Origin of the sequence: Streptomyces sp. WG7 (assembly GCF_049975785.1) — a bacterium.
In the GTDB taxonomy this organism is placed as follows: Bacteria; Actinomycetota; Actinomycetes; order Streptomycetales; family Streptomycetaceae; genus Streptomyces.
This window is the reverse complement of sequence record NZ_JBNGGE010000009.1, coordinates 200,377-216,873: the sequence shown is the minus strand read 5'-3', so window position 1 is coordinate 216,873 and position 16,497 is coordinate 200,377. Positions and strand designations below refer to the sequence as shown.

At 69.6% G+C, this 16,497-nt stretch carries 18 protein-coding genes; 9 read left to right on the top strand and 9 right to left on the bottom strand.

Translation table 11 applies throughout. The annotated features are described in order from the left end of the window. Positions 1-138 precede the first annotated feature (138 nt). From ACP4J0_RS13130 to ACP4J0_RS13115, 4 genes are all read right to left on the bottom strand, one after another. Complete coding sequence (locus ACP4J0_RS13130; protein ID WP_426519499.1) at positions 139-714, bottom strand: TerD family protein; 576 nt, start codon at positions 712-714, stop codon at positions 139-141. A gap of 183 nt (positions 715-897) precedes the next feature. Continuing rightward, positions 898-1,473: a calcium homeostasis/redox stress adaptation protein gene (locus ACP4J0_RS13125; protein ID WP_426598823.1), complete on the bottom strand. Its 576-nt coding sequence runs from the start codon at positions 1,471-1,473 to the stop codon at positions 898-900. Positions 1,474-1,662: 189 nt separating this feature from the next. Next, positions 1,663-2,121: a peroxiredoxin gene (locus ACP4J0_RS13120; RefSeq protein ID WP_426598822.1), complete on the bottom strand. Its 459-nt coding sequence runs from the start codon at positions 2,119-2,121 to the stop codon at positions 1,663-1,665. A gap of 127 nt (positions 2,122-2,248) precedes the next feature. After that, complete coding sequence (locus ACP4J0_RS13115; RefSeq protein WP_279563571.1) at positions 2,249-2,686, bottom strand: DUF3052 domain-containing protein; 438 nt, start codon at positions 2,684-2,686, stop codon at positions 2,249-2,251. 319 nt (positions 2,687-3,005) lie between these two features. On the opposite strand from ACP4J0_RS13115, the gene aceE reads away from it, so the two are divergent. Together aceE and ACP4J0_RS13105 are read left to right on the top strand one after the other, a co-directional pair. Next, entirely contained in the window at positions 3,006-5,837 is a 2,832-nt protein-coding gene (gene aceE, locus ACP4J0_RS13110; RefSeq protein WP_426598821.1) for a pyruvate dehydrogenase (acetyl-transferring), homodimeric type, read from the top strand. 337 nt (positions 5,838-6,174) lie between these two features. Then, complete coding sequence (locus tag ACP4J0_RS13105; RefSeq protein ID WP_426598820.1) at positions 6,175-6,642, top strand: MarR family transcriptional regulator; 468 nt, start codon at positions 6,175-6,177, stop codon at positions 6,640-6,642. 15 nt (positions 6,643-6,657) lie between these two features. Here ACP4J0_RS13105 and ACP4J0_RS13100 read toward each other — a convergent pair whose 3' ends face one another. After that, the gene (locus ACP4J0_RS13100) at positions 6,658-6,963 is read right to left on the bottom strand and encodes a small hydrophobic protein (protein ID WP_426598819.1); all 306 of its coding nucleotides are present in this window, start codon (positions 6,961-6,963) and stop codon (positions 6,658-6,660) included. Between the two features lie 270 nt (positions 6,964-7,233). After that, positions 7,234-8,856: an MFS transporter gene (locus tag ACP4J0_RS13095; protein WP_426598818.1), complete on the bottom strand. Its 1,623-nt coding sequence runs from the start codon at positions 8,854-8,856 to the stop codon at positions 7,234-7,236. Positions 8,857-9,010: 154 nt separating this feature from the next. Here ACP4J0_RS13095 and ACP4J0_RS13090 point away from each other — a divergent pair, with 154 nt between their 5' ends. The 3 genes from ACP4J0_RS13090 to ACP4J0_RS13080 all read left to right on the top strand — a co-directional run bounded on the left by ACP4J0_RS13090 (position 9,011) and on the right by ACP4J0_RS13080 (position 11,914). After that, the gene (locus ACP4J0_RS13090) at positions 9,011-9,688 is read left to right on the top strand and encodes a TetR family transcriptional regulator (protein WP_426598817.1); all 678 of its coding nucleotides are present in this window, start codon (positions 9,011-9,013) and stop codon (positions 9,686-9,688) included. A gap of 93 nt (positions 9,689-9,781) precedes the next feature. Then, positions 9,782-10,999 (top strand): alpha/beta hydrolase family protein, encoded by a 1,218-nt coding sequence (locus ACP4J0_RS13085; RefSeq protein ID WP_426598816.1) that lies wholly within the window; start codon positions 9,782-9,784, stop codon positions 10,997-10,999. 66 nt (positions 11,000-11,065) lie between these two features. Next, positions 11,066-11,914, top strand: a complete 849-nt coding sequence (locus tag ACP4J0_RS13080; protein ID WP_426598815.1) for a DUF4429 domain-containing protein — start codon at positions 11,066-11,068, stop codon at positions 11,912-11,914. 66 nt (positions 11,915-11,980) lie between these two features. Here the strand turns inward: ACP4J0_RS13080 and ACP4J0_RS13075 are convergent, their stop codons facing one another. Together ACP4J0_RS13075 and ACP4J0_RS13070 are read right to left on the bottom strand one after the other, a co-directional pair. After that, positions 11,981-12,997, bottom strand: a complete 1,017-nt coding sequence (locus ACP4J0_RS13075) for an aldo/keto reductase (protein WP_426598814.1) — start codon at positions 12,995-12,997, stop codon at positions 11,981-11,983. After that, positions 12,994-13,503 carry a MerR family transcriptional regulator gene (locus ACP4J0_RS13070; RefSeq protein ID WP_426598813.1) on the bottom strand — a complete coding sequence of 170 codons (510 nt, stop codon included), beginning with the start codon at positions 13,501-13,503 and terminating at the stop codon, positions 12,994-12,996. Before ACP4J0_RS13070 ends, ACP4J0_RS13075 begins: the two co-directional genes overlap by 4 nt. Positions 13,504-13,600: 97 nt before the next feature. Here ACP4J0_RS13070 and ACP4J0_RS13065 point away from each other — a divergent pair, with 97 nt between their 5' ends. After that, a complete protein-coding gene (locus ACP4J0_RS13065; RefSeq protein ID WP_426598812.1) occupies positions 13,601-14,071 on the top strand; it encodes a GNAT family N-acetyltransferase in 471 nt (156 codons plus the stop codon). 18 nt (positions 14,072-14,089) lie between these two features. Beyond that, positions 14,090-14,911 carry a serine hydrolase domain-containing protein gene (locus ACP4J0_RS13060; protein ID WP_426598811.1) on the top strand — a complete coding sequence of 274 codons (822 nt, stop codon included), beginning with the start codon at positions 14,090-14,092 and terminating at the stop codon, positions 14,909-14,911. On the opposite strand, the gene ACP4J0_RS13055 is transcribed toward ACP4J0_RS13060, so the two are convergent. Beyond that, a complete protein-coding gene (locus ACP4J0_RS13055) occupies positions 14,877-15,317 on the bottom strand; it encodes an ATP-binding protein (RefSeq protein WP_426598810.1) in 441 nt (146 codons plus the stop codon). The two genes, ACP4J0_RS13060 and ACP4J0_RS13055, sit on opposite strands and share 35 nt — an antisense overlap. Positions 15,318-15,410: 93 nt before the next feature. Between ACP4J0_RS13055 and ACP4J0_RS13050 the strand changes: the two genes are divergently transcribed. Both ACP4J0_RS13050 and ACP4J0_RS13045 read left to right on the top strand, forming a co-directional pair. Continuing rightward, a complete protein-coding gene (locus tag ACP4J0_RS13050; RefSeq protein WP_426598809.1) occupies positions 15,411-16,259 on the top strand; it encodes a helix-turn-helix domain-containing protein in 849 nt (282 codons plus the stop codon). Continuing rightward, positions 16,219-16,416, top strand: coding sequence for a DUF397 domain-containing protein (locus ACP4J0_RS13045; RefSeq protein WP_426598808.1), 198 nt, complete (start codon positions 16,219-16,221; stop codon positions 16,414-16,416). Before ACP4J0_RS13050 ends, ACP4J0_RS13045 begins: the two co-directional genes overlap by 41 nt. Positions 16,417-16,497: the final 81 nt, after the last annotated feature.

Sequence of the window (16,497 nt, the reverse complement as noted above, 5' to 3'; positions counted from 1 at the left end):
CCGAAGGCGGTCCACCCCCCGTAGAAGATCGCGGCCACCAGGCCGAGCGCGGTGACCGCGAACGACCACCCGAAGGTTTTCAGAACCACTGGCTACCCAATCGTATGTGTACGGGGCTCCCCCGCGCCGTACGCGGCTTTACGAAACGTTGACTCCGAAGTCTAGAGCGATGCCCCGGAGCCCCGACGCGTACCCCTGTCCCACGGCACGGAACTTCCACTCTCCCTGATAGCGGTAGAGCTCGCCGAAGATCATCGCGGTCTCCGTGGAGGCGTCCTCGCTGAGGTCGTAACGGGCGAGTTCCTGGCCGTCGGCCTGGTTGACGACCCGGATGAAGGCGTTGCTGACCTGGCCGAAGGTCTGGCCGCGTTCGTCGGCCATGTGGATGGAGACCGGGAAGACGATCTTGTCGCAGTGTGCCGGCACCGCGGAGAGGTCGATCAGCACCGACTCGTCGTCACCGTCGCCCTCGCCGGTGAGGTTGTCGCCGGTGTGCTCGATGGAGCCGTCCGGGCTCTTGAGCTGGTTGTAGAAGACGAACCACTCGTCGCCGAGCACCCGGCCACTGCTGCACGCCAGTGCGCTGGCGTCGAGGTCGAAGGGTGCTCCGGTGGTGGAACGCGCGTCCCAGCCGAGCCCGACCAGTACCTGTGTGAGGTTCGGTGCGGCCTTGGACAGGGAGACGTTGCCGCCCTTGGCCAGCGTGACGCCCATGGTGATCCCTCCCCGGGTGATGGTTCTCGGGTTTCCTGCACGTCCGGCGCCGCACGTAAACCGTGCGGCGCCGGACGGTCGAGGCCGTTCCTCGGGCGTGACGGTCGAGGCCGTCGCCTCGGACGTGACGGTCGAGGCCGCCACCTCGGACGTATGGGTACGTCAGACGTTCACGTGGGTGCGTCAGACGTTCACGCCGAAGTCCTGGGCGATGCCGCGCAGGCCGGACGCGTAGCCCTGGCCGATGGCGCGGAACTTCCACTCCGCACCGTGGCGGTAGAGCTCGCCGAAGACCATGGCGGTCTCCGTGGAGGCGTCCTCGCTCAGGTCGTAACGGGCGATCTCGGCGCCGCCGGCCTGGTTGACGACGCGGATGAACGCGTTGCGCACCTGGCCGAAGGACTGCTGGCGGTTCTCGGCGTCGTAGATCGAGACCGGGAAGACGATCTTCTCGATGTCGGCGGGGACTCCGGCGAGGTCGACCTTGATCTGCTCGTCGTCGCCCTCGCCCTCACCGGTGAGGTTGTCGCCGGTGTGCTCGACCGATCCGTCCGGGCTCTTCAGGTTGTTGAAGAAGATGAAGTGCGCGTCGCTGGCGACCTTGCCGCCGCTGTTCAGCAGCATCGCGCTGGCGTCGAGGTCGAAGTCGGTACCGGTCGTGGTGCGGATGTCCCACCCCAGACCGACGATGACCGCGGTCAGGCCGGGGGCCTCCTTGGTCAGCGATACGTTGCCGCCCTTGCTGAGGCTGACTCCCACGAGTCCTCCATTGGTGTCCAGGGGCGGGAAGCCCCGAAGTGCGTTGAATGTCGAGCGTCGGATGTCGACCGTCGGATGTCTTTGCGGATACCGGATCAACGAGTCGATCCTAGTGACGGGTTCCCGTTCGCCGCAGGCCCTGAAGCCGACAAATCACAGGGTGTCGATCACGCGTCGCTCAGGTGCGGGTCACAGGGCGTCGAGCGCCTTCACGTACTCGGCCAGGTCACGGGCGTCCGGCAGGCCGTTGCGGACGGTCCAGCGCACGATCCCCTCCTGGTCGATGATGAAGGTGCCCCGGACGGCGCAGCCCTTGTCCTCGTCGAAGACGCCGTACGCGCGCGAGACGTTGCCGTGCGGCCAGAAGTCGGACAGCAGCGGGTACTCCAGGCCCTCCTGCTCGGCGAAGACGCGGAGGGTGTGGATGGAGTCGTTGGAGACGGCGAGCACCTGGGTGTCCCGGTCGGAGAACTGCGGCAGGTTGTCGCGCACCTCGCACAGCTCGCCGGTGCACACACCGGTGAAGGCGAACGGGTAGAAGAGCAGCACGACGTTCTTCCGGCCATGGAAGTCGGACAGCCGGACGGTCGCGCCGTGGTTGTCCTTGAGTTCGAAGTCGGGGGCCTTGTCGCCGACCTGGAGCGTCATGTCCTGTTCGTCCCTTCGTAGGGTGGTTCGCTGGGAACCACCCTACGCAGGGATCATCGCGGGTCCGCGGACGGGCCGACGGCGGTCGGCCCGTACGAGGTCCGGGTGTGGTGCGGAGCCTGGCCGGCTACCGCTTGGACTTGGCGGCCTTGGGCGTCGCCAGCCGGCTGCCGCTCCAGTCCTTTCCGACGCTGACGCTCTTGGCGGCCGTCAGTCCGGCCGTCGTCGCGGCTTCCGAAATGTCGCTGGCCTCGACGTACCCCGAACGGCCGGTCTTCGGCGTGAGGAGCAGGATCGCCCCGCCCTCTTCGATGTACGTGGTGGCATCCACCAGCGCATCCGTCAGGTCGCCGTCGTCGTCACGGAACCACAGCACGACGGCATCGGCCACGTCCTCGTAGTCCTCGTCCACCAGCTCGCCCTCGACGGCGCCCTCAATGGCCTCGCGGAGCTCCTGGTCGACGTCGTCGTCGTAGCCGATCTCCTGGACCACCTGCCCGGGCTGGAACCCCAGCCTGACGGCAGGGTTCGTCCGCTCCTCCGCGTGGTCCGCGGTCGCGCTCACGGGTTGCCTCCTGATCATGTCTTGGTGAATATCTCAGCCACGCGCGTGCGCGAAGCATTGGCCGTAGTCCACACGGGCGGGGCGGATCGCGCAAGTACCCGGCGACTGGGACCGCCGAAACGGTGACGATCCCGGCCGTGTCGCCGCAACTCCAGCCATGCCATCCCGACCAAAGGTGACGTACACCACACCTATCTGCCCCGTTTGCGTATTTGGGAACCATGTGTGGGTACGAGACTCGAATGAACGTGCCCCCGACTCCCATGGGGGAATCGGTTACCCCACGGTACAGATGACGTTTGGCCCCGCGAGGTACACGATGGGGAATCGGCGGGGAATCGGCGCGACACCCGGCAAACTGGCCCTCCGACAGCGAAGGAACAGCGTGGCTTCCGCATCCGATCGCAGTGATCGCAGTGATCGCAATCCGATCATCATTGGTGGCCTTCCGAGTCAGGTTCCTGACTTCGACCCCGAGGAGACCCAGGAGTGGCTCGACTCCCTCGACGCCGCCGTCGACGAGCGGGGCCGGGAACGGGCCCGCTATCTGATGCTGCGGCTGATCGAGCGGGCCCGCGAGAAGCGCGTGGCCGTGCCCGAGATGCGCAGCACGGACTACGTGAACACCATCCCGACCAAGAGCGAGCCGTTCTTCCCCGGCAACGAGGAGATCGAACGCAAGATCCTCAACGCCACCCGGTGGAACGCCGCTGTGATGGTCTCACGCGCGCAGCGCCCCGGTATCGGCGTCGGCGGTCACATCGCGACCTTCGCCTCCTCGGCCTCCCTGTACGACGTGGGCTTCAACCACTTCTTCCGCGGCAAGGACGAGGGCGACGGCGGCGACCAGGTCTTCTTCCAGGGGCACGCCTCGCCGGGCATCTACGCGCGCGCGTACCTGCTGGACCGGCTCAGCGAGGAGCACCTCGACGGGTTCCGGCAGGAGAAGTCGAAGGCGCCGCACGCCCTGTCGTCGTATCCGCACCCGCGGTCGATGCCGGACTTCTGGGAGTTCCCGACGGTGTCGATGGGCCTCGGTCCGATCGGCGCGATCTACCAGGCGCGGATGAACCGCTACATGCACGCGCGCGGCATCGCGGACACGTCCCGCTCGCACGTGTGGGCCTACCTCGGTGACGGCGAGATGGACGAGCCGGAGTCGCTGGGCCAGCTGTCCATCGCCGCCCGTGAGGGCCTGGACAACCTGACCTTCGTCGTCAACTGCAACCTGCAGCGGCTCGACGGCCCGGTGCGCGGCAACGGCAAGATCATCCAGGAGCTGGAGTCGGTCTTCCGGGGCGCCGGCTGGAACGTCATCAAGCTGGTGTGGGACCGCACCTGGGACCCGCTGCTCGCGCAGGACCGCGACGGCGTGCTGGTCAACCGTATGAACACCACCCCGGACGGCCAGTTCCAGACGTACGCCACGGAGTCCGGCGCCTACATCCGCGAGCACTTCTTCGGCGACGACCACCGGCTGCGCGCGATGGTCGAGAGCATGACCGACGATCAGATCCTGCACCTGGGGCGCGGCGGTCACGACCACCGGAAGATCTACGCGGCGTACAAGGCGGCCCTGGAGCACAGGGGCCAGCCGACGGTCATCCTCGCCAAGACGATCAAGGGCTGGACGCTCGGCCCGAACTTCGAGGGCCGCAACGCCACGCACCAGATGAAGAAGCTGACGGTCGACGACCTCAAGCGCTTCCGCGACCGGCTGCACCTGCCGATCTCCGACAAGGAGCTGGAGTCCGGCCCGCCGCCGTACTACCACCCGGGCCGGGACACCGAGGAGATGCAGTACATGCACGACCGCCGCCTGGGTCTCGGCGGCTACGTCCCGACCCGCGTCGTGCGCTCGAAGCCCCTGGCACTGCCGGACGGCAAGACGTACGCGACCGTGAAGAAGGGGTCGGGTCAGCAGTCCATCGCGACGACGATGGCCTTTGTGCGGCTGCTGAAAGACCTCATGCGGGACAAGGAGATCGGCAAGCGGTTCGTACTGATCGCGCCGGACGAGTACCGCACCTTCGGCATGGACTCGTTCTTCCCGAGCGCGAAGATCTACAACCCGCTCGGGCAGCAGTACGAGTCCGTGGACCGGGATCTGCTGCTCGCCTACAAGGAGGCGCCGACCGGGCAGATGCTGCACGACGGCATCTCCGAGGCCGGCTGCACGGCCTCGCTGATCGCGGCCGGATCGGCGTACGCCACGCACGGCGAGCCACTCATCCCGGTCTACGTCTTCTACTCGATGTTCGGCTTCCAGCGCACCGGTGACCAGTTCTGGCAGATGGGCGACCAGCTGTCGCGAGGTTTCGTACTGGGTGCGACCGCGGGCCGTACGACTCTGACCGGTGAGGGTCTCCAGCACGCGGACGGCCACTCGCAGCTGCTGGCGTCCACCAACCCGGCCTGTGTCGCCTACGACCCGGCCTTCGGCTTCGAGATCGCGCACATCGTCGAGGACGGTCTGCGCCGGATGTACGGCGGGGACGAACAGCACCCGCACGGCGAGGACGTCTTCTACTACCTCACCGTCTACAACGAGCCGATCCAGCATCCGGCCGAGCCCGAGAACGTGGACGTCGAGGGCATCCTCAAGGGCGTGTACCGCTTCAGCGAGGGAACCTCCGGTTCCATTCCGGCGCAGATCATGGCGTCCGGGGTCGCGGTGCCGTGGGCGGTCGAGGCCCAGCGGGTCCTCGCCGACGAGTGGAACGTGCGCGCCGACGTCTGGTCGGCGACCTCCTGGAACGAGCTGCGGCGGGAGGCGGTGGCGTGCGAGGAGCACAACCTGCTGCATCCCGAGGAGGAGCAGCAGGTGCCGTACGTGACACGGAAGCTGGCCGGTGCGCAGGGACCGTTCGTGGCGGTGTCCGACTGGATGAGGTCGGTTCCGGACCAGATCGCGCGGTGGGTGCCGGGGACGTACCAGTCGCTGGGCGCGGACGGGTTCGGCTTCGCGGACACGCGCGGGGCGGCGCGGCGCTTCTTCCACATCGACGCGCAGTCGATCGTGGTGGGGGTGCTGACGGAGCTGGCGCGGGAGGGGAAGGTCGACCGTTCGGTGCTGAAGCAGGCGATCGACCGGTACCGGCTGCTGGATGTCGCGGCGGCGGATCCGGGGGTCGCGGGTGGTGACGCGTAGCGCGTAGCGCGCAGACGGGTGGTGTGAGGGGCGGTGGGGCTGCGGCTCCGCCGCCCCTCACGTCTGTTCCTCGGGGTCCTTGCGGTGCGGGCCGCGGGTGGGGTGGTCGCGGCGAGGAACATCCGGTCGCCGGGTGACGGAGCGAACCGGGCGTTCACGGCGCCGAGCCGGAACCGGACCCGGCCTTGACCTCGACTTCGCTCGAGGTCTTAGCGTGCTCGCATCATCAGCCATTCCGTCAGTCATTCCGTCAGTCATTCCTTCAGTCATTCCATCAGCCATTCCATCAGTCATTACGTCAGTCATTACGTCAGTCACTCCTGAGGGAGCACCACGCATGACGACACCACCCACGACCGACGCCGAACTCGCCGCGCAGCCCGCCGGGTACTGGACCGGAATGGCCTATGAGGCCATCATTTCGTTCATCCGGGACCGGCAGGCCGAACTGGGCTTCACCCAGCCTCAGTTCTGGCTGCTGCGCAACCTGTCGAAGAACGACATCTCCCCCGACGGCCGCGGCATGACCCTCTCCGAACTCCAGCAGGCCATGAGTTCGTACCTCAGGCCCGAGGACGACCTGGGGAAGGAGGCGGAGGTCCTGCTGGAGCGCGGCCGGCTGACCCGCGACGCCGAGGGGCGGCTATGGATCACCGCGGCGGGCGAGGAGGCTCGTACGGGCCTCCAGCAGCACACGCCGGCCATCCGGGACCACATCCACCAGGGCATCGACGACGCCGATTACGTCACGACGCTGAAAGTGCTCCAGCAGATGATCCGGAACACCGGCGGCTCGCCGGTCTAGGGGCTCGCGGGGGTGTCAGAGCATGCCGTGGCCCGGGGTCGTCGCTCCGAGGAGCCGGACGACCGCCAGGACCGTGTCGACGACACCCAGGGCCAGGGCGACCACGGCCGGTGCCGGGCGGGATCCCGCCCGGCTTCGGCCCATGGCGAGCCGGCCGCAGACGACCGCGACGGGGCCGAGGACGATCCCCAGCACGAAGAACCCGGCGATCGCGCAGATGACTCCGACGACTGCGAGCGTCGCGCGGTCCGGCCCGGTCCGTGACCACGTCCGGCCACGTGAGCGGGGGTGCCCGCGCGCTCCCTGTCCGAAGCTCGCCATCGTCAACTCCCTGAACTCTTCGTGGAGTTCGGGTACCCCTCTGCGGCGCCTCATGCCTGCCGCGAACGCGCTGCCTGCGCGCTGCCCCCCTCCAGCAGCGCGCCGCAGCCTCTCGCCCTCCGTGCCCTCCGGAGGACCTGACCCACTGTGACCTGCGAGGTTCGCCGGAGGGGAGGGTTCGCCGACCCTGTCACCCGGATAGGCGAACAGGGCCGGAAAAGGGCGGAGTGCCGGGCCCGGCGGGCCCGGCACTCCGTCGTGCGCTCTCCGTCAGATGTGGCCCACTCCCGCGCCGGCCTCCGCGTTCTCACCGCGCTTGGTGAGGAACGCGACCAGCACGGCCACGGCGGCGACGCCGGCGGCGACGAGCGACGCCAGGCTCATGCCGGACATGAAGGTGTCGTGGGCGACCTCCGTGACCTTCGCGGCCATCTGTTCCGGCATGCCCTCGGCCACCGGCGGCACACCGACCTGGACCGCCTCGGAGGCCTGGCCCAGCTGCTCGGGCGCCAGCTTCGGAAGGCCGGCGTCCGCCCAGTTGCCCTCCAGGTCGCTGTCGACCTTGGAGGCCATCACGGCGCCGAGCACGGCCGTACCCAGGCTGCCGCCGATCTGCATCGCCGCCTGCTGGAGACCACCGGCGACACCGGACAGCTCCATCGGCGCGTTGCCGACGATGACCTCGGTGGCGCCGACCATGACGGGCGCGAGTCCGAGACCGAGCAGGGCGAACCAGAGCGACATGAGGCCGCTGCCGGTGTCCGTCTCCAGGGTCGACATGCCGTACATGGCGAGCGCGGTGAACGCCATGCCGCCCGCGAGCGGGATACGCGGACCGAACTTGGTGATCATCGCGCCGGCCAGCGGGGAGCCGACGATCATCATGCCGGTGAGCGGCAGCAGGTGCAGGCCGGCGTCGATCGGGCCCATACCGTGCACGTTCTGGAGGTAGAACGTCACGAAGAACAGGCCGCCCATGAAGGCGATCGCCATCATGACCATCAGCACCACACCCGCCGACAGCGGCACCGAACGGAACAGCGCCAGCGGGATCAGCGGCTCCTTGACCTTCGTCTCCCAGAAGGCGAAGAGCCCGAAGCCCGCGACGGAGGCGACGAGGAACAGCCACGTCATGCCGTCGCCCCAGCCCCACTCGGGCGCCTTGATGAGCGCCCAGACCAGGCAGAACATCGCGGCGGAGAGCAGCGCGATACCGAGGACGTCGAAGGAGCGCGGCGCGTTCTCCGCACGGTGGTCCAGAAGGATCATGACGCCGAGGACGACGGCGAGAATGCCCACCGGCACGTTGATGAAGAACACGGACTGCCAGTTGACGTGCTCGACCAGCACACCGCCGAGGATCGGGCCGCCCGCGGTGGAGGCACCGATGACCATGCCCCAGATGCCGATGGCCATGTTGAGCTTCTCGGCCGGGAAGGTGGCCCGCAGCAGACCGAGCGCGGCCGGCATCAGCAGGGCGCCGAACAGGCCCTGGAGCACTCGGAAGGCGACGACCAGCGGGATGGTGTCGGACAGCCCGATGGCACCGGACGCGGCGGCGAAGCCGACCACGCCTATGAGGAAGGTCTGCCGGTGTCCGAATCGGTCACCGAGCTTGCCCGCGGTGATCAGGGAGACCGCGAGGGCGAGGAAGTAGGCGTTGGTGATCCACTGGACGTCGGCGAAGCTGGCCTTCAGGTCGTTCTGGATGGCCGGGTTGGCGATGGCCACGATGGTGCCGTCGAGGGCCACCATCATGACCCCTACAGCGACGGTGACGAGGGTGAGCCACGGGTGGCCGCGCAGTCCGCTGGCCGGTGCGGGGCCCGACGGGCCGGACGACGCTCCCCCGCCCCCCGACCCCGTCTTGTCGATGGTGGTCTGACTAGTCATACATTCGAGGCTAGTGACAGTCGCTGACAGTTGACAAACCAATTCATTGGTCAGTAACTGACACGACATCTCCCTATAGCCTGAACTGCGGAAACACTACGAAAAGGCAGCGCGGCAACACGCCGGGGCCGACGCGAGGAGCGACCTTTTGAAGATGGCGGACACAGCACCCTCTCCGGGCCTGCGCGAACGCAAGAAGCAACGCACCCGGGACGCGCTGCTGCGCTCCGCGCTGGAGTTGTTCACCGAGCGGGGTTACGAGGGGACGACGGTCGACGACATCGCCGAGGCGGCCGATGTCTCGCAGCGCACCTTCTTCCGCTACTTCGCCAGCAAGGAGGAGGCGGCCTTCTTCGTGTCGCGGCTCGCGGAGTCGCACTTCGTCGACGCCGTACGCCGCCGCCCGCCCGGCGAGGCACCGCTGGACGCGATGCGCCAGGCCCTCGTGGACAGCTGGGGCAGCATCGGCGAGACCATCGAGCAGCTGGTCCCGCTCGACCTGCACATGCGCTTCTACCGGGTGATCGAGTCGACGCCCGCCCTGCTCGCCGCCCATCTGCGGCGTGCGACGGAGCTGGAGGAGGAGATCGCCCGCGTCATCGCCGTCCGCGAGAACCTCGACGTGGACGTGGACCCCCGGCCCCGCGTGGTCGTGGCCGTCTTCGGGGCGGTGATGCGGGTGACCGAACGGATCTGGTCGGCGCGGGACGACGCCGGCCTCGCGGCGCTGCGCGACCTGACCGCCTCCTACCTCGACCAGGTGGAACCCGCGCTCACCGGCGACTGGCGGAGCCGCCCCGGGTCCGGACGGACGGAACCCTCTGAGGCCTGACGGGCGGGCGCAATCCCGTAACGCATGATCGAAACGTGATCCGTGTCACTGGATTCACGCGAGGCCGTCCCGTTCTCCTAGTGTGTCCTCCCAGTGACTTCCTTCGACACCTCCCCGCAACTGAACGTCTGGCGCGCACTGCTCGCCCTGGCTGTCGTGTTCGTGATGCTGGCGACCACCGGCTGGACCGCCCTGCGCAACCAGCGGGGACCCACGGCCCTCGAAGCGTCGGTCGCGGCCTGGGAGCACGGCCGGATCGACGGGCGCCGGCTGCCGGACGCGCAGGCGGCGCCCGCCCGGCTGGCCCGCTTCTTCGCCTCGCTCACCCAGTGGCAGCGCGCGAGCCTGGCCCGCCGCTACCCCCTCGCCGTCGGCAACATGAACGGCGCCCCCGTCGAACTGCGCTACCTCGCCAACCGCGCGGCGCTCCGCAAGGCGCGCGCCGTGGAGCGACTGCGGATGCACGACAAACGGCTGTCCCTGTCCGGGCAGCGCGAGGCCGGCCGGCGCGCGCACCACTACGAGTCGCTGCTCAGCCCCGAACGCCACATCCTCGCCTTCGACCCGGCGGGCTCGGGCAGGATCGCCGAGGTGTTCGGGAACCTCGACCGCGCCGAGCGCGTGTCCGTCGTCGTGCCCGGCGTCGACACCGAACTGCTCACCTTCCAGCGCACCCGCCGCAAGTACTCGGCACCCGTCGGCATGGCCGAGTCCCTGCTCGCGGCCGAACGCAGGGTGAGCCCCGACACCCGTACGGCCGTGATCGCCTGGGCCGACTACACCTCCCCCAGCGGCCTCGGCATGGAGGCGGCCACCGCGGCCCGCGCCGAACAGGGGGCCGTCCGGCTGAACGCGCTGCTGCGGGCGCTGCCCGGCCGGGCCCCCGTCTCCCTGTTCTGCCACAGCTACGGCTCGGTGGTGTGCGGCCTCGCCGCCGACACGCTGCCCCGCCGGGTGAGCGACATAGCGGTGGCGGGCAGCCCCGGCATGCGCGTCGAGAACGCCGCCCACCTCCGCACCTCCGCCCGTGTGTGGGCGATGCGGGACGCCGACGACTGGATCCAGGACGTGCCGTACCTGGAGGTCGGCGGCCTCGGGCACGGCGCCGATCCGGTGTCCGCGGCGTTCGGGGCGCGGGTACTGTCCGCGCGGGGCGCCGACGGGCACAGCGGCTACTTCGTACCGGGCACGGAGAGCCTGCGGAACTTCGCGGAGATCGGTGTTGGCGCATACCGCACGGTCGCCTGCGCCGCAGAAGACGACACATGCCGGGCGGATTTGTCCCTGGCGACGACGGCCGGACGCGCGTAGAAGACGCAGAAACTCCGGTTTGCACGGGGAGGGACGGAAGAGCTCGTGCCGCATACGATGAGCCGTATGGGTGACGTACTGGCCGGATTTCATGCCGCCTGGGAGTTCGAGTCCGACTCCGTGCTCATCCGCTACGAACGGGGGATTCGAACACCGAAGCTGTTCCAGGCCCTGGGGGAACGCCGTGTCCCCCTGGAGGCGATCGCCGGGGTGACGCTCACGCCCGGCAGGCGGGGCACCGTGGTGCTGCGCGCCGAGCCGCGCCCGGGTGCCGATCCGCTGATGGAGGCGGCGGCCGGGCAGCTGAAGGAGGGCTGTGACCCGTACCGGCTGGTGCTGCCCGCCGAGCGGGGGACGCTCGCGGAGTACTACGCCGACGAGCTGCGGGCGCTGCTGACCGAGTCCGGCGAGACCGAGCGGTACCTGGTGGCGGCGCCCGAGGCGCCGCTGCACTTCAAGGCGTACGACGCAAAGGCGTCCTTCGACGGGACGTCGGTGTCCTTCCGGTGGTTCTGGACGGGCGCGTCGTCGGCGAAGTGGAAGGCCGGCGACCAAAGCTTCCCGGTTGCCGGACTGGGCGGCGTGGAGTGGCGCTCCCCCGAGGTGTTCGAGGGGTATCTGCGGCTGCTGCCGCGGGAGGGGGCGCCGGCCGCTCCGCAGGCCGACCAGGACCCGGCGGCGGTCGTGTTCGGGCTCGGGTACGGGCCCGTGCACGAGTCGCTGCCGTTCGCCGCGGCGGTGCTGGCCGCGGTGCGGGAACGGGGTTCCGCGGTGCCGGTGCCGGTGCCGGCGCCTCGGCGTGATCCCGCGGACATCGCCGAGCGGATCCGGCATCTCGGGGAGCTGCACCAGGCGGGGCTGGTGACGGACGAGGAGTTCTCCTCGAAGAAGGCGGAGTTGCTGGCGGAGCTCTAGCTTCCGCCGGGTGCCGTTCCCTCGCGGGGCGCGGGAACGGCACCCGGGGTCGGGCCGTGGTCGCCGCTATTCCCGGCCCGCCGACGTGAACGACATGTCCGCGTAGCGGGTGCCCGCCACCTTGCCCGCGATGGGGTCCAGGAGGGACAGCTCGTCCTGCGTCAGGACGATCCGCGTCGCCGCCGTGTTCTCCTCCACCCGGCCCGGCTTCCTGGTGCCCGGGATCGGGACGACCGGGAGGTCGTGCACCCGCGCCCGCTGCTGGGTCCAGGCCAGGGCGATCTGGCCGAGGGTGGCGTCGTGGGCGTCGGCGACGGTGCGGACCGGGTCGAGGAGGGCCGCGTTGGCCACCGCGTTGTCGCCGGTGAAGCGGGGCTGCTGGCGGCGGAAGTCATCGGCCGTGAGGTCCTGGTCGGCGTTGGTGAAGGCGCCGGTGAGGAAGCCCCGGCCGAGCGGAGAGTACGGGACGAGGGCCACGCCCAGTTCGCGGGCGGCCGGCACCACGCCCGCTTCGATGTCCCGGCTGAACAGCGACCACTCCGACTGCACGGCGACGATCGGATGCACCGCCTGCGCGGCCCGCAGTTCGCCGCCCGTCACCTCGCTCAGTCCGAGGTGCTTGACCTTGCCCTCGCGGACGAGGTCGGCCATGACGGCGACGGTCTCCTCGATCGGCACGTTCACGTCGCGCCGGTGCATGTAGTAGAGGTCGATGACGTCGACGTCCAGGCGGCGCAGGCTCGCCTCGACGGCCTGGCGGATGTAGGGCGGGTCGTTGCGGATGATCCGCTTCGTCGGTTCGTCCGGCGGGATCGCCAGGGCGAACTTGGTCGCGATGACGACCTCGTCGCGGTGGGCCTTGAAGAACGGCGACAGGAACCGCTCGTTCTCACCGGCGCCGTACGCGTCGGCCGTGTCGTACAGCGTGACGCCGAGTTCCAGGGCCCGTTCCAGGGTCGCCCGTGACGCGTCGGCGTCGACCGGGCCGTAGGCGAAGCTCATGCCCATGCAGCCCAGGCCCTGGACGCCCACCTCGGGGCCGCCGTCGCCGAGCCGTACCGTCGGGATCCTGTGGTCGGTCATCGGGTCCCCTCCGTTTCACCGGCGCGTCCGGCATCTCCGTAGAAGCTGATCTTCCGGTCGAGTACGGCGAGGGTGTCCTGGAGTTCGGCGATCCGCGTCAGCACGTCGCGGCGCGTGGATTCCAGGAGTTCCCGCCGGTCGAGGTAGGTGTTCTCGCCCTCGCGCACCAGCTCCGCGTACCGGACCATGTCGGCGACCGGCATGCCGGTCAGGCGGAGCTTGCCGACGAAGTCGAGCCAGTCCAGGTCGCGGTTGCTGTAGCGGCGCTGCCCGGTGTGCGAGCGGTCGATGTGGGACATCAGGCCGATCCGCTCGTACCAGCGCAGCGTGTGGGCCGTCAGTCCGGTGAAGGCGACGACCTCGCTGATGGTGTAGCGGTCCTGCCCGTCGGGGCGCGGGTGGCGCCGGGGCGGGGCGGAGCAGATGTCCGTCCTGGTCTCTGTCCCGGTCTCTGTTCTGGTGGCGTTCGGCACGATGGTCTCGGCCGTGGTCTGCATCACCGTCATGCCGCACACGCTATGACCTTGGAGTGCACTCGAAGCAAGCACGCGCGGCGGGAGAACGGCGGGATGGCAGGCGTCCCGGCTGATTAGCATGCCCGGCATGACTCTCGTACGCCGCGCGCTGCCCGAGGACGCCGAGGAAGTACTGCGCCTCCGTCAGGTGATGATCGACTCGATGGCGCGGTCCAGCCCCTCCACCGAGTGGCACGCCGAGTCCCTGCCCGTCCTGCGCGGCAGGCTGGCCGAGCCGGACGGCACCTTCGCGGCCTTCGTGGTGGACCATCCGGAGCGGCCGGGGGCCCTCGCGGCGCTGGTGGCCGGCACGCTCGACTACCGCATCGGCGGTGCCCGCAACCCGCTCGGTGTCGACGGCTACGTGTTCAGCGTCGCCACCGACCCGGACGCGCGCCGTCGCGGATACGCGCGGGCCTGCGTGGAGGCGCTGTTGGAGTGGTTCCGCGAGCACGGCGCCCGGCGGGTCCATCTCACCGCGTCCGCACAGGCCGGGCCTCTCTACGCCTCGCTGGGTTTCACGCCCAGGCCGGACCCCTTGCTGGAGCTGATGCTCTGAGCGCTTAGGCTCGGCGGCATGTCCTTGAAGAGCCTCGCGTTGATCGAGAACTGGCCGGTTTCCACCGCCGCGGCGGGTGTCGTGCGCGCCGACGGCACGATCCTGGGAACCCACGGCCCCGCCGGGCAGCCGTTCCCCCTCGCCTCGGTCACCAAGCCGCTCGCGGCGTACGCGGCGCTCGTCGCGTACGAGGAGGGCGCGGTCGAGCTGGACGAGCCCGCCGGGCCGCCCGGGGCGACGGTCCGCCACCTGCTGGCGCACACCTCGGGTCTGGCCTTCGACGAGCACCGGGTGACCGCCCCGCCCGGGGAGCGCCGGCTGTACTCCAACGCCGGTTTCGAGCAGCTCGGCGACCACATCGCGAAGGCGGCGGACATCCCGTTCCCCGAGTACGCGCGGCAGGCGGTGCTGGAGCCGCTGGGCATGACGAACACCACCCTCGACGGCTCTCCCGCGAAGGACGGTGTCTCGACGGTCGAGGACCTGCTGCGTTTCGCCGCCGAGGTGCAGGCGCCGCGCCTGCTGGACCCGCGTACGGTCGCCGAGGCGATGACGGTGCAGTACCCGGGCACGAAGGGCGTACTGCCGGGCTACGGGCACCAGAACCCCAACGACTGGGGCCTCGGCTTCGAGATCCGCGACTCCAAGTCCCCGCACTGGACGGGCACCTCGTCCTCACCGCGCACCTTCGGGCACTTCGGCCAGTCCGGTACGTTCCTGTGGATCGACCCGGATGCCCGGCTCGCCTGCGTCGCGCTCACCGACCGGGACTTCGGACCCTGGGCGGCCGAGGTCTGGCCGGCCTTCACGGACGCGGTGCTGGCGGAACTACGCGGCTGAGGCACTCGAACCACACCGTCTTCCCCGGCCCGCCGGGGTGCGGGGTGACCCCCCACCGGTCGGCCACCGCCGCGACGATCACCAGCCCGCGTCCGCCCTCGTCCAACGCGCCGGCGGCGGCCGGAACCGGCAACTCCGGGCAGTCGTCGGCGACCTCCACCCGCACGCCGCCGGGCTGGAGCAGGAAACACACGCGGCAGCGCCGACCGGGCACATGCCGTACGACGTTGGCGACCAGCTCCGTGAGCGCCAGTTCGGCGGCGTCGGCCACGTCGCGCAGGCCCGAGCGGACGAGGTGGAGCCGCAGGACGCGGCGCAGGTGCCGGGCCGAGTGCGCTCCCATGGCGAACTCGGCGTGGTACTCGCTCTCGGTGTCCGTCACCTGCGGACCAGTTACGTGATTCACACCACAAGGCTGCGACGGACTGCTTACGCTCGACTACACAGAGAAACGAACGCCGCGAGGCGTTGCCGTCCGTAGCCGGAGTGAGGTGCCGCCGTGGCCAACATCCAGTCGCTCGATCCGACCGCCTCCCCACTCGACTACTACGGCTGGGAACTGCGCCGCCAGCGCGAGGCGCACGGCCTCCGGCAGGGTCAGCTCGGCGAGATCATCTTCTGCACGGGCTCACTGATCGGCCAGATCGAGACCACGAAGAAGGTCCCGACGCGGGACTTCTCCGAGCGCGTGGACGCCGCGCTCGGCACGGACGGCCTGTTCTCCCGCCTGATCGGCCTGGTCCTGCGCAGCCAACTCCCCACGTGGTTCCAGCCGTACGCGGAGATGGAGGCGAAGGCGGCGTACATCTCGACGTACCAGGCACAGGTGGTCTACGGGCTGTTGCAGACCGAGGAGTACGCGCGGGCGGTACTCGCCACCGGGATGCCGGACGACCTGGAAGGCTTGGTGGCGGCGCGGGTGGAACGTCAGCGCGTCCTGGAGCGGGAACAGCCCCCGCTGGCCTGGGTGGTGCTGGACGAGGCCGTCCTGCACCGGCCGATCGGCGGCCCCGGCGTCATGCGTAGGCAACTGGCCCGGCTGTTGGAGTTCACGCGTCACCGCTGGATGCATGTGCAGGTGCTGCCGAACGCGGCCGGGGCCCATGCCAGCCTGGACGGGGCGTTCAACCTGCTGCGGTTCGACGACGACCCGGACATCATCTACACGGAAGACCTCATCTCCGGCCACATGACGGCCAGTCCGGAGACCATCAAGGAAGCCGCCCTCCGCTACGCTCGCTTGCAGGCCGCCGCCCTCTCCGTGGAGGATTCGGCGGAACTGATCATCCGCGTGATGGAGGAACGCTATGGACACCGCTCCCAGCACGAGGAACACCCAGTGGCGTAAGTCCAGTTACAGCGGAAGCACCGGAGGCGACTGCGTCGAGGTCGCCGTCGGCCGCCCCGCCGGTTCCGTCCCCGTGCGCGACAGCAAGGACCCGGCCGGTCCCGTCGTGACCGTGAGCGCGGGGGCGTGGAGCGCGTTCGTCGACGGCCTGCGGTAGCCGGGCCACCCACGCGGAAGTGCTCGCGCCGACGGAGGCTCACCCTGGTGAAAAGCGTGAACAATAGGCCACAAACGTCCT

Bases quoted from the DNA above. Each gene is read 5' to 3' on its own strand.
- ACP4J0_RS13060 (WP_426598811.1), top strand. From the start codon at position 14,090: ATGTCCTTGAAGAGCCTCGCGTTGATCGAGAACTGGCCGGTTTCCACC.
- ACP4J0_RS13130 (WP_426519499.1), bottom strand. From the start codon at position 714: ATGGGCGTCACGCTGGCCAAGGGCGGCAACGTCTCCCTGTCCAAGGCC.
- ACP4J0_RS13075 (WP_426598814.1), bottom strand. From the start codon at position 12,997: ATGACCGACCACAGGATCCCGACGGTACGGCTCGGCGACGGCGGCCCC.
- aceE (WP_426598821.1), top strand. From the start codon at position 3,006: ATGGGGAATCGGCGGGGAATCGGCGCGACACCCGGCAAACTGGCCCTC.
- ACP4J0_RS13070 (WP_426598813.1), bottom strand. From the start codon at position 13,503: ATGACGGTGATGCAGACCACGGCCGAGACCATCGTGCCGAACGCCACC.
- ACP4J0_RS13100 (WP_426598819.1), bottom strand. From the start codon at position 6,963: ATGGCGAGCTTCGGACAGGGAGCGCGCGGGCACCCCCGCTCACGTGGC.
- ACP4J0_RS13090 (WP_426598817.1), top strand. From the start codon at position 9,011: ATGGCGGACACAGCACCCTCTCCGGGCCTGCGCGAACGCAAGAAGCAA.
- ACP4J0_RS13080 (WP_426598815.1), top strand. From the start codon at position 11,066: ATGGGTGACGTACTGGCCGGATTTCATGCCGCCTGGGAGTTCGAGTCC.
- ACP4J0_RS13105 (WP_426598820.1), top strand. From the start codon at position 6,175: ATGACGACACCACCCACGACCGACGCCGAACTCGCCGCGCAGCCCGCC.
- ACP4J0_RS13120 (WP_426598822.1), bottom strand. From the start codon at position 2,121: ATGACGCTCCAGGTCGGCGACAAGGCCCCCGACTTCGAACTCAAGGAC.
- ACP4J0_RS13065 (WP_426598812.1), top strand. From the start codon at position 13,601: ATGACTCTCGTACGCCGCGCGCTGCCCGAGGACGCCGAGGAAGTACTG.
- ACP4J0_RS13095 (WP_426598818.1), bottom strand. From the start codon at position 8,856: ATGACTAGTCAGACCACCATCGACAAGACGGGGTCGGGGGGCGGGGGA.
- ACP4J0_RS13045 (WP_426598808.1), top strand. From the start codon at position 16,219: ATGGACACCGCTCCCAGCACGAGGAACACCCAGTGGCGTAAGTCCAGT.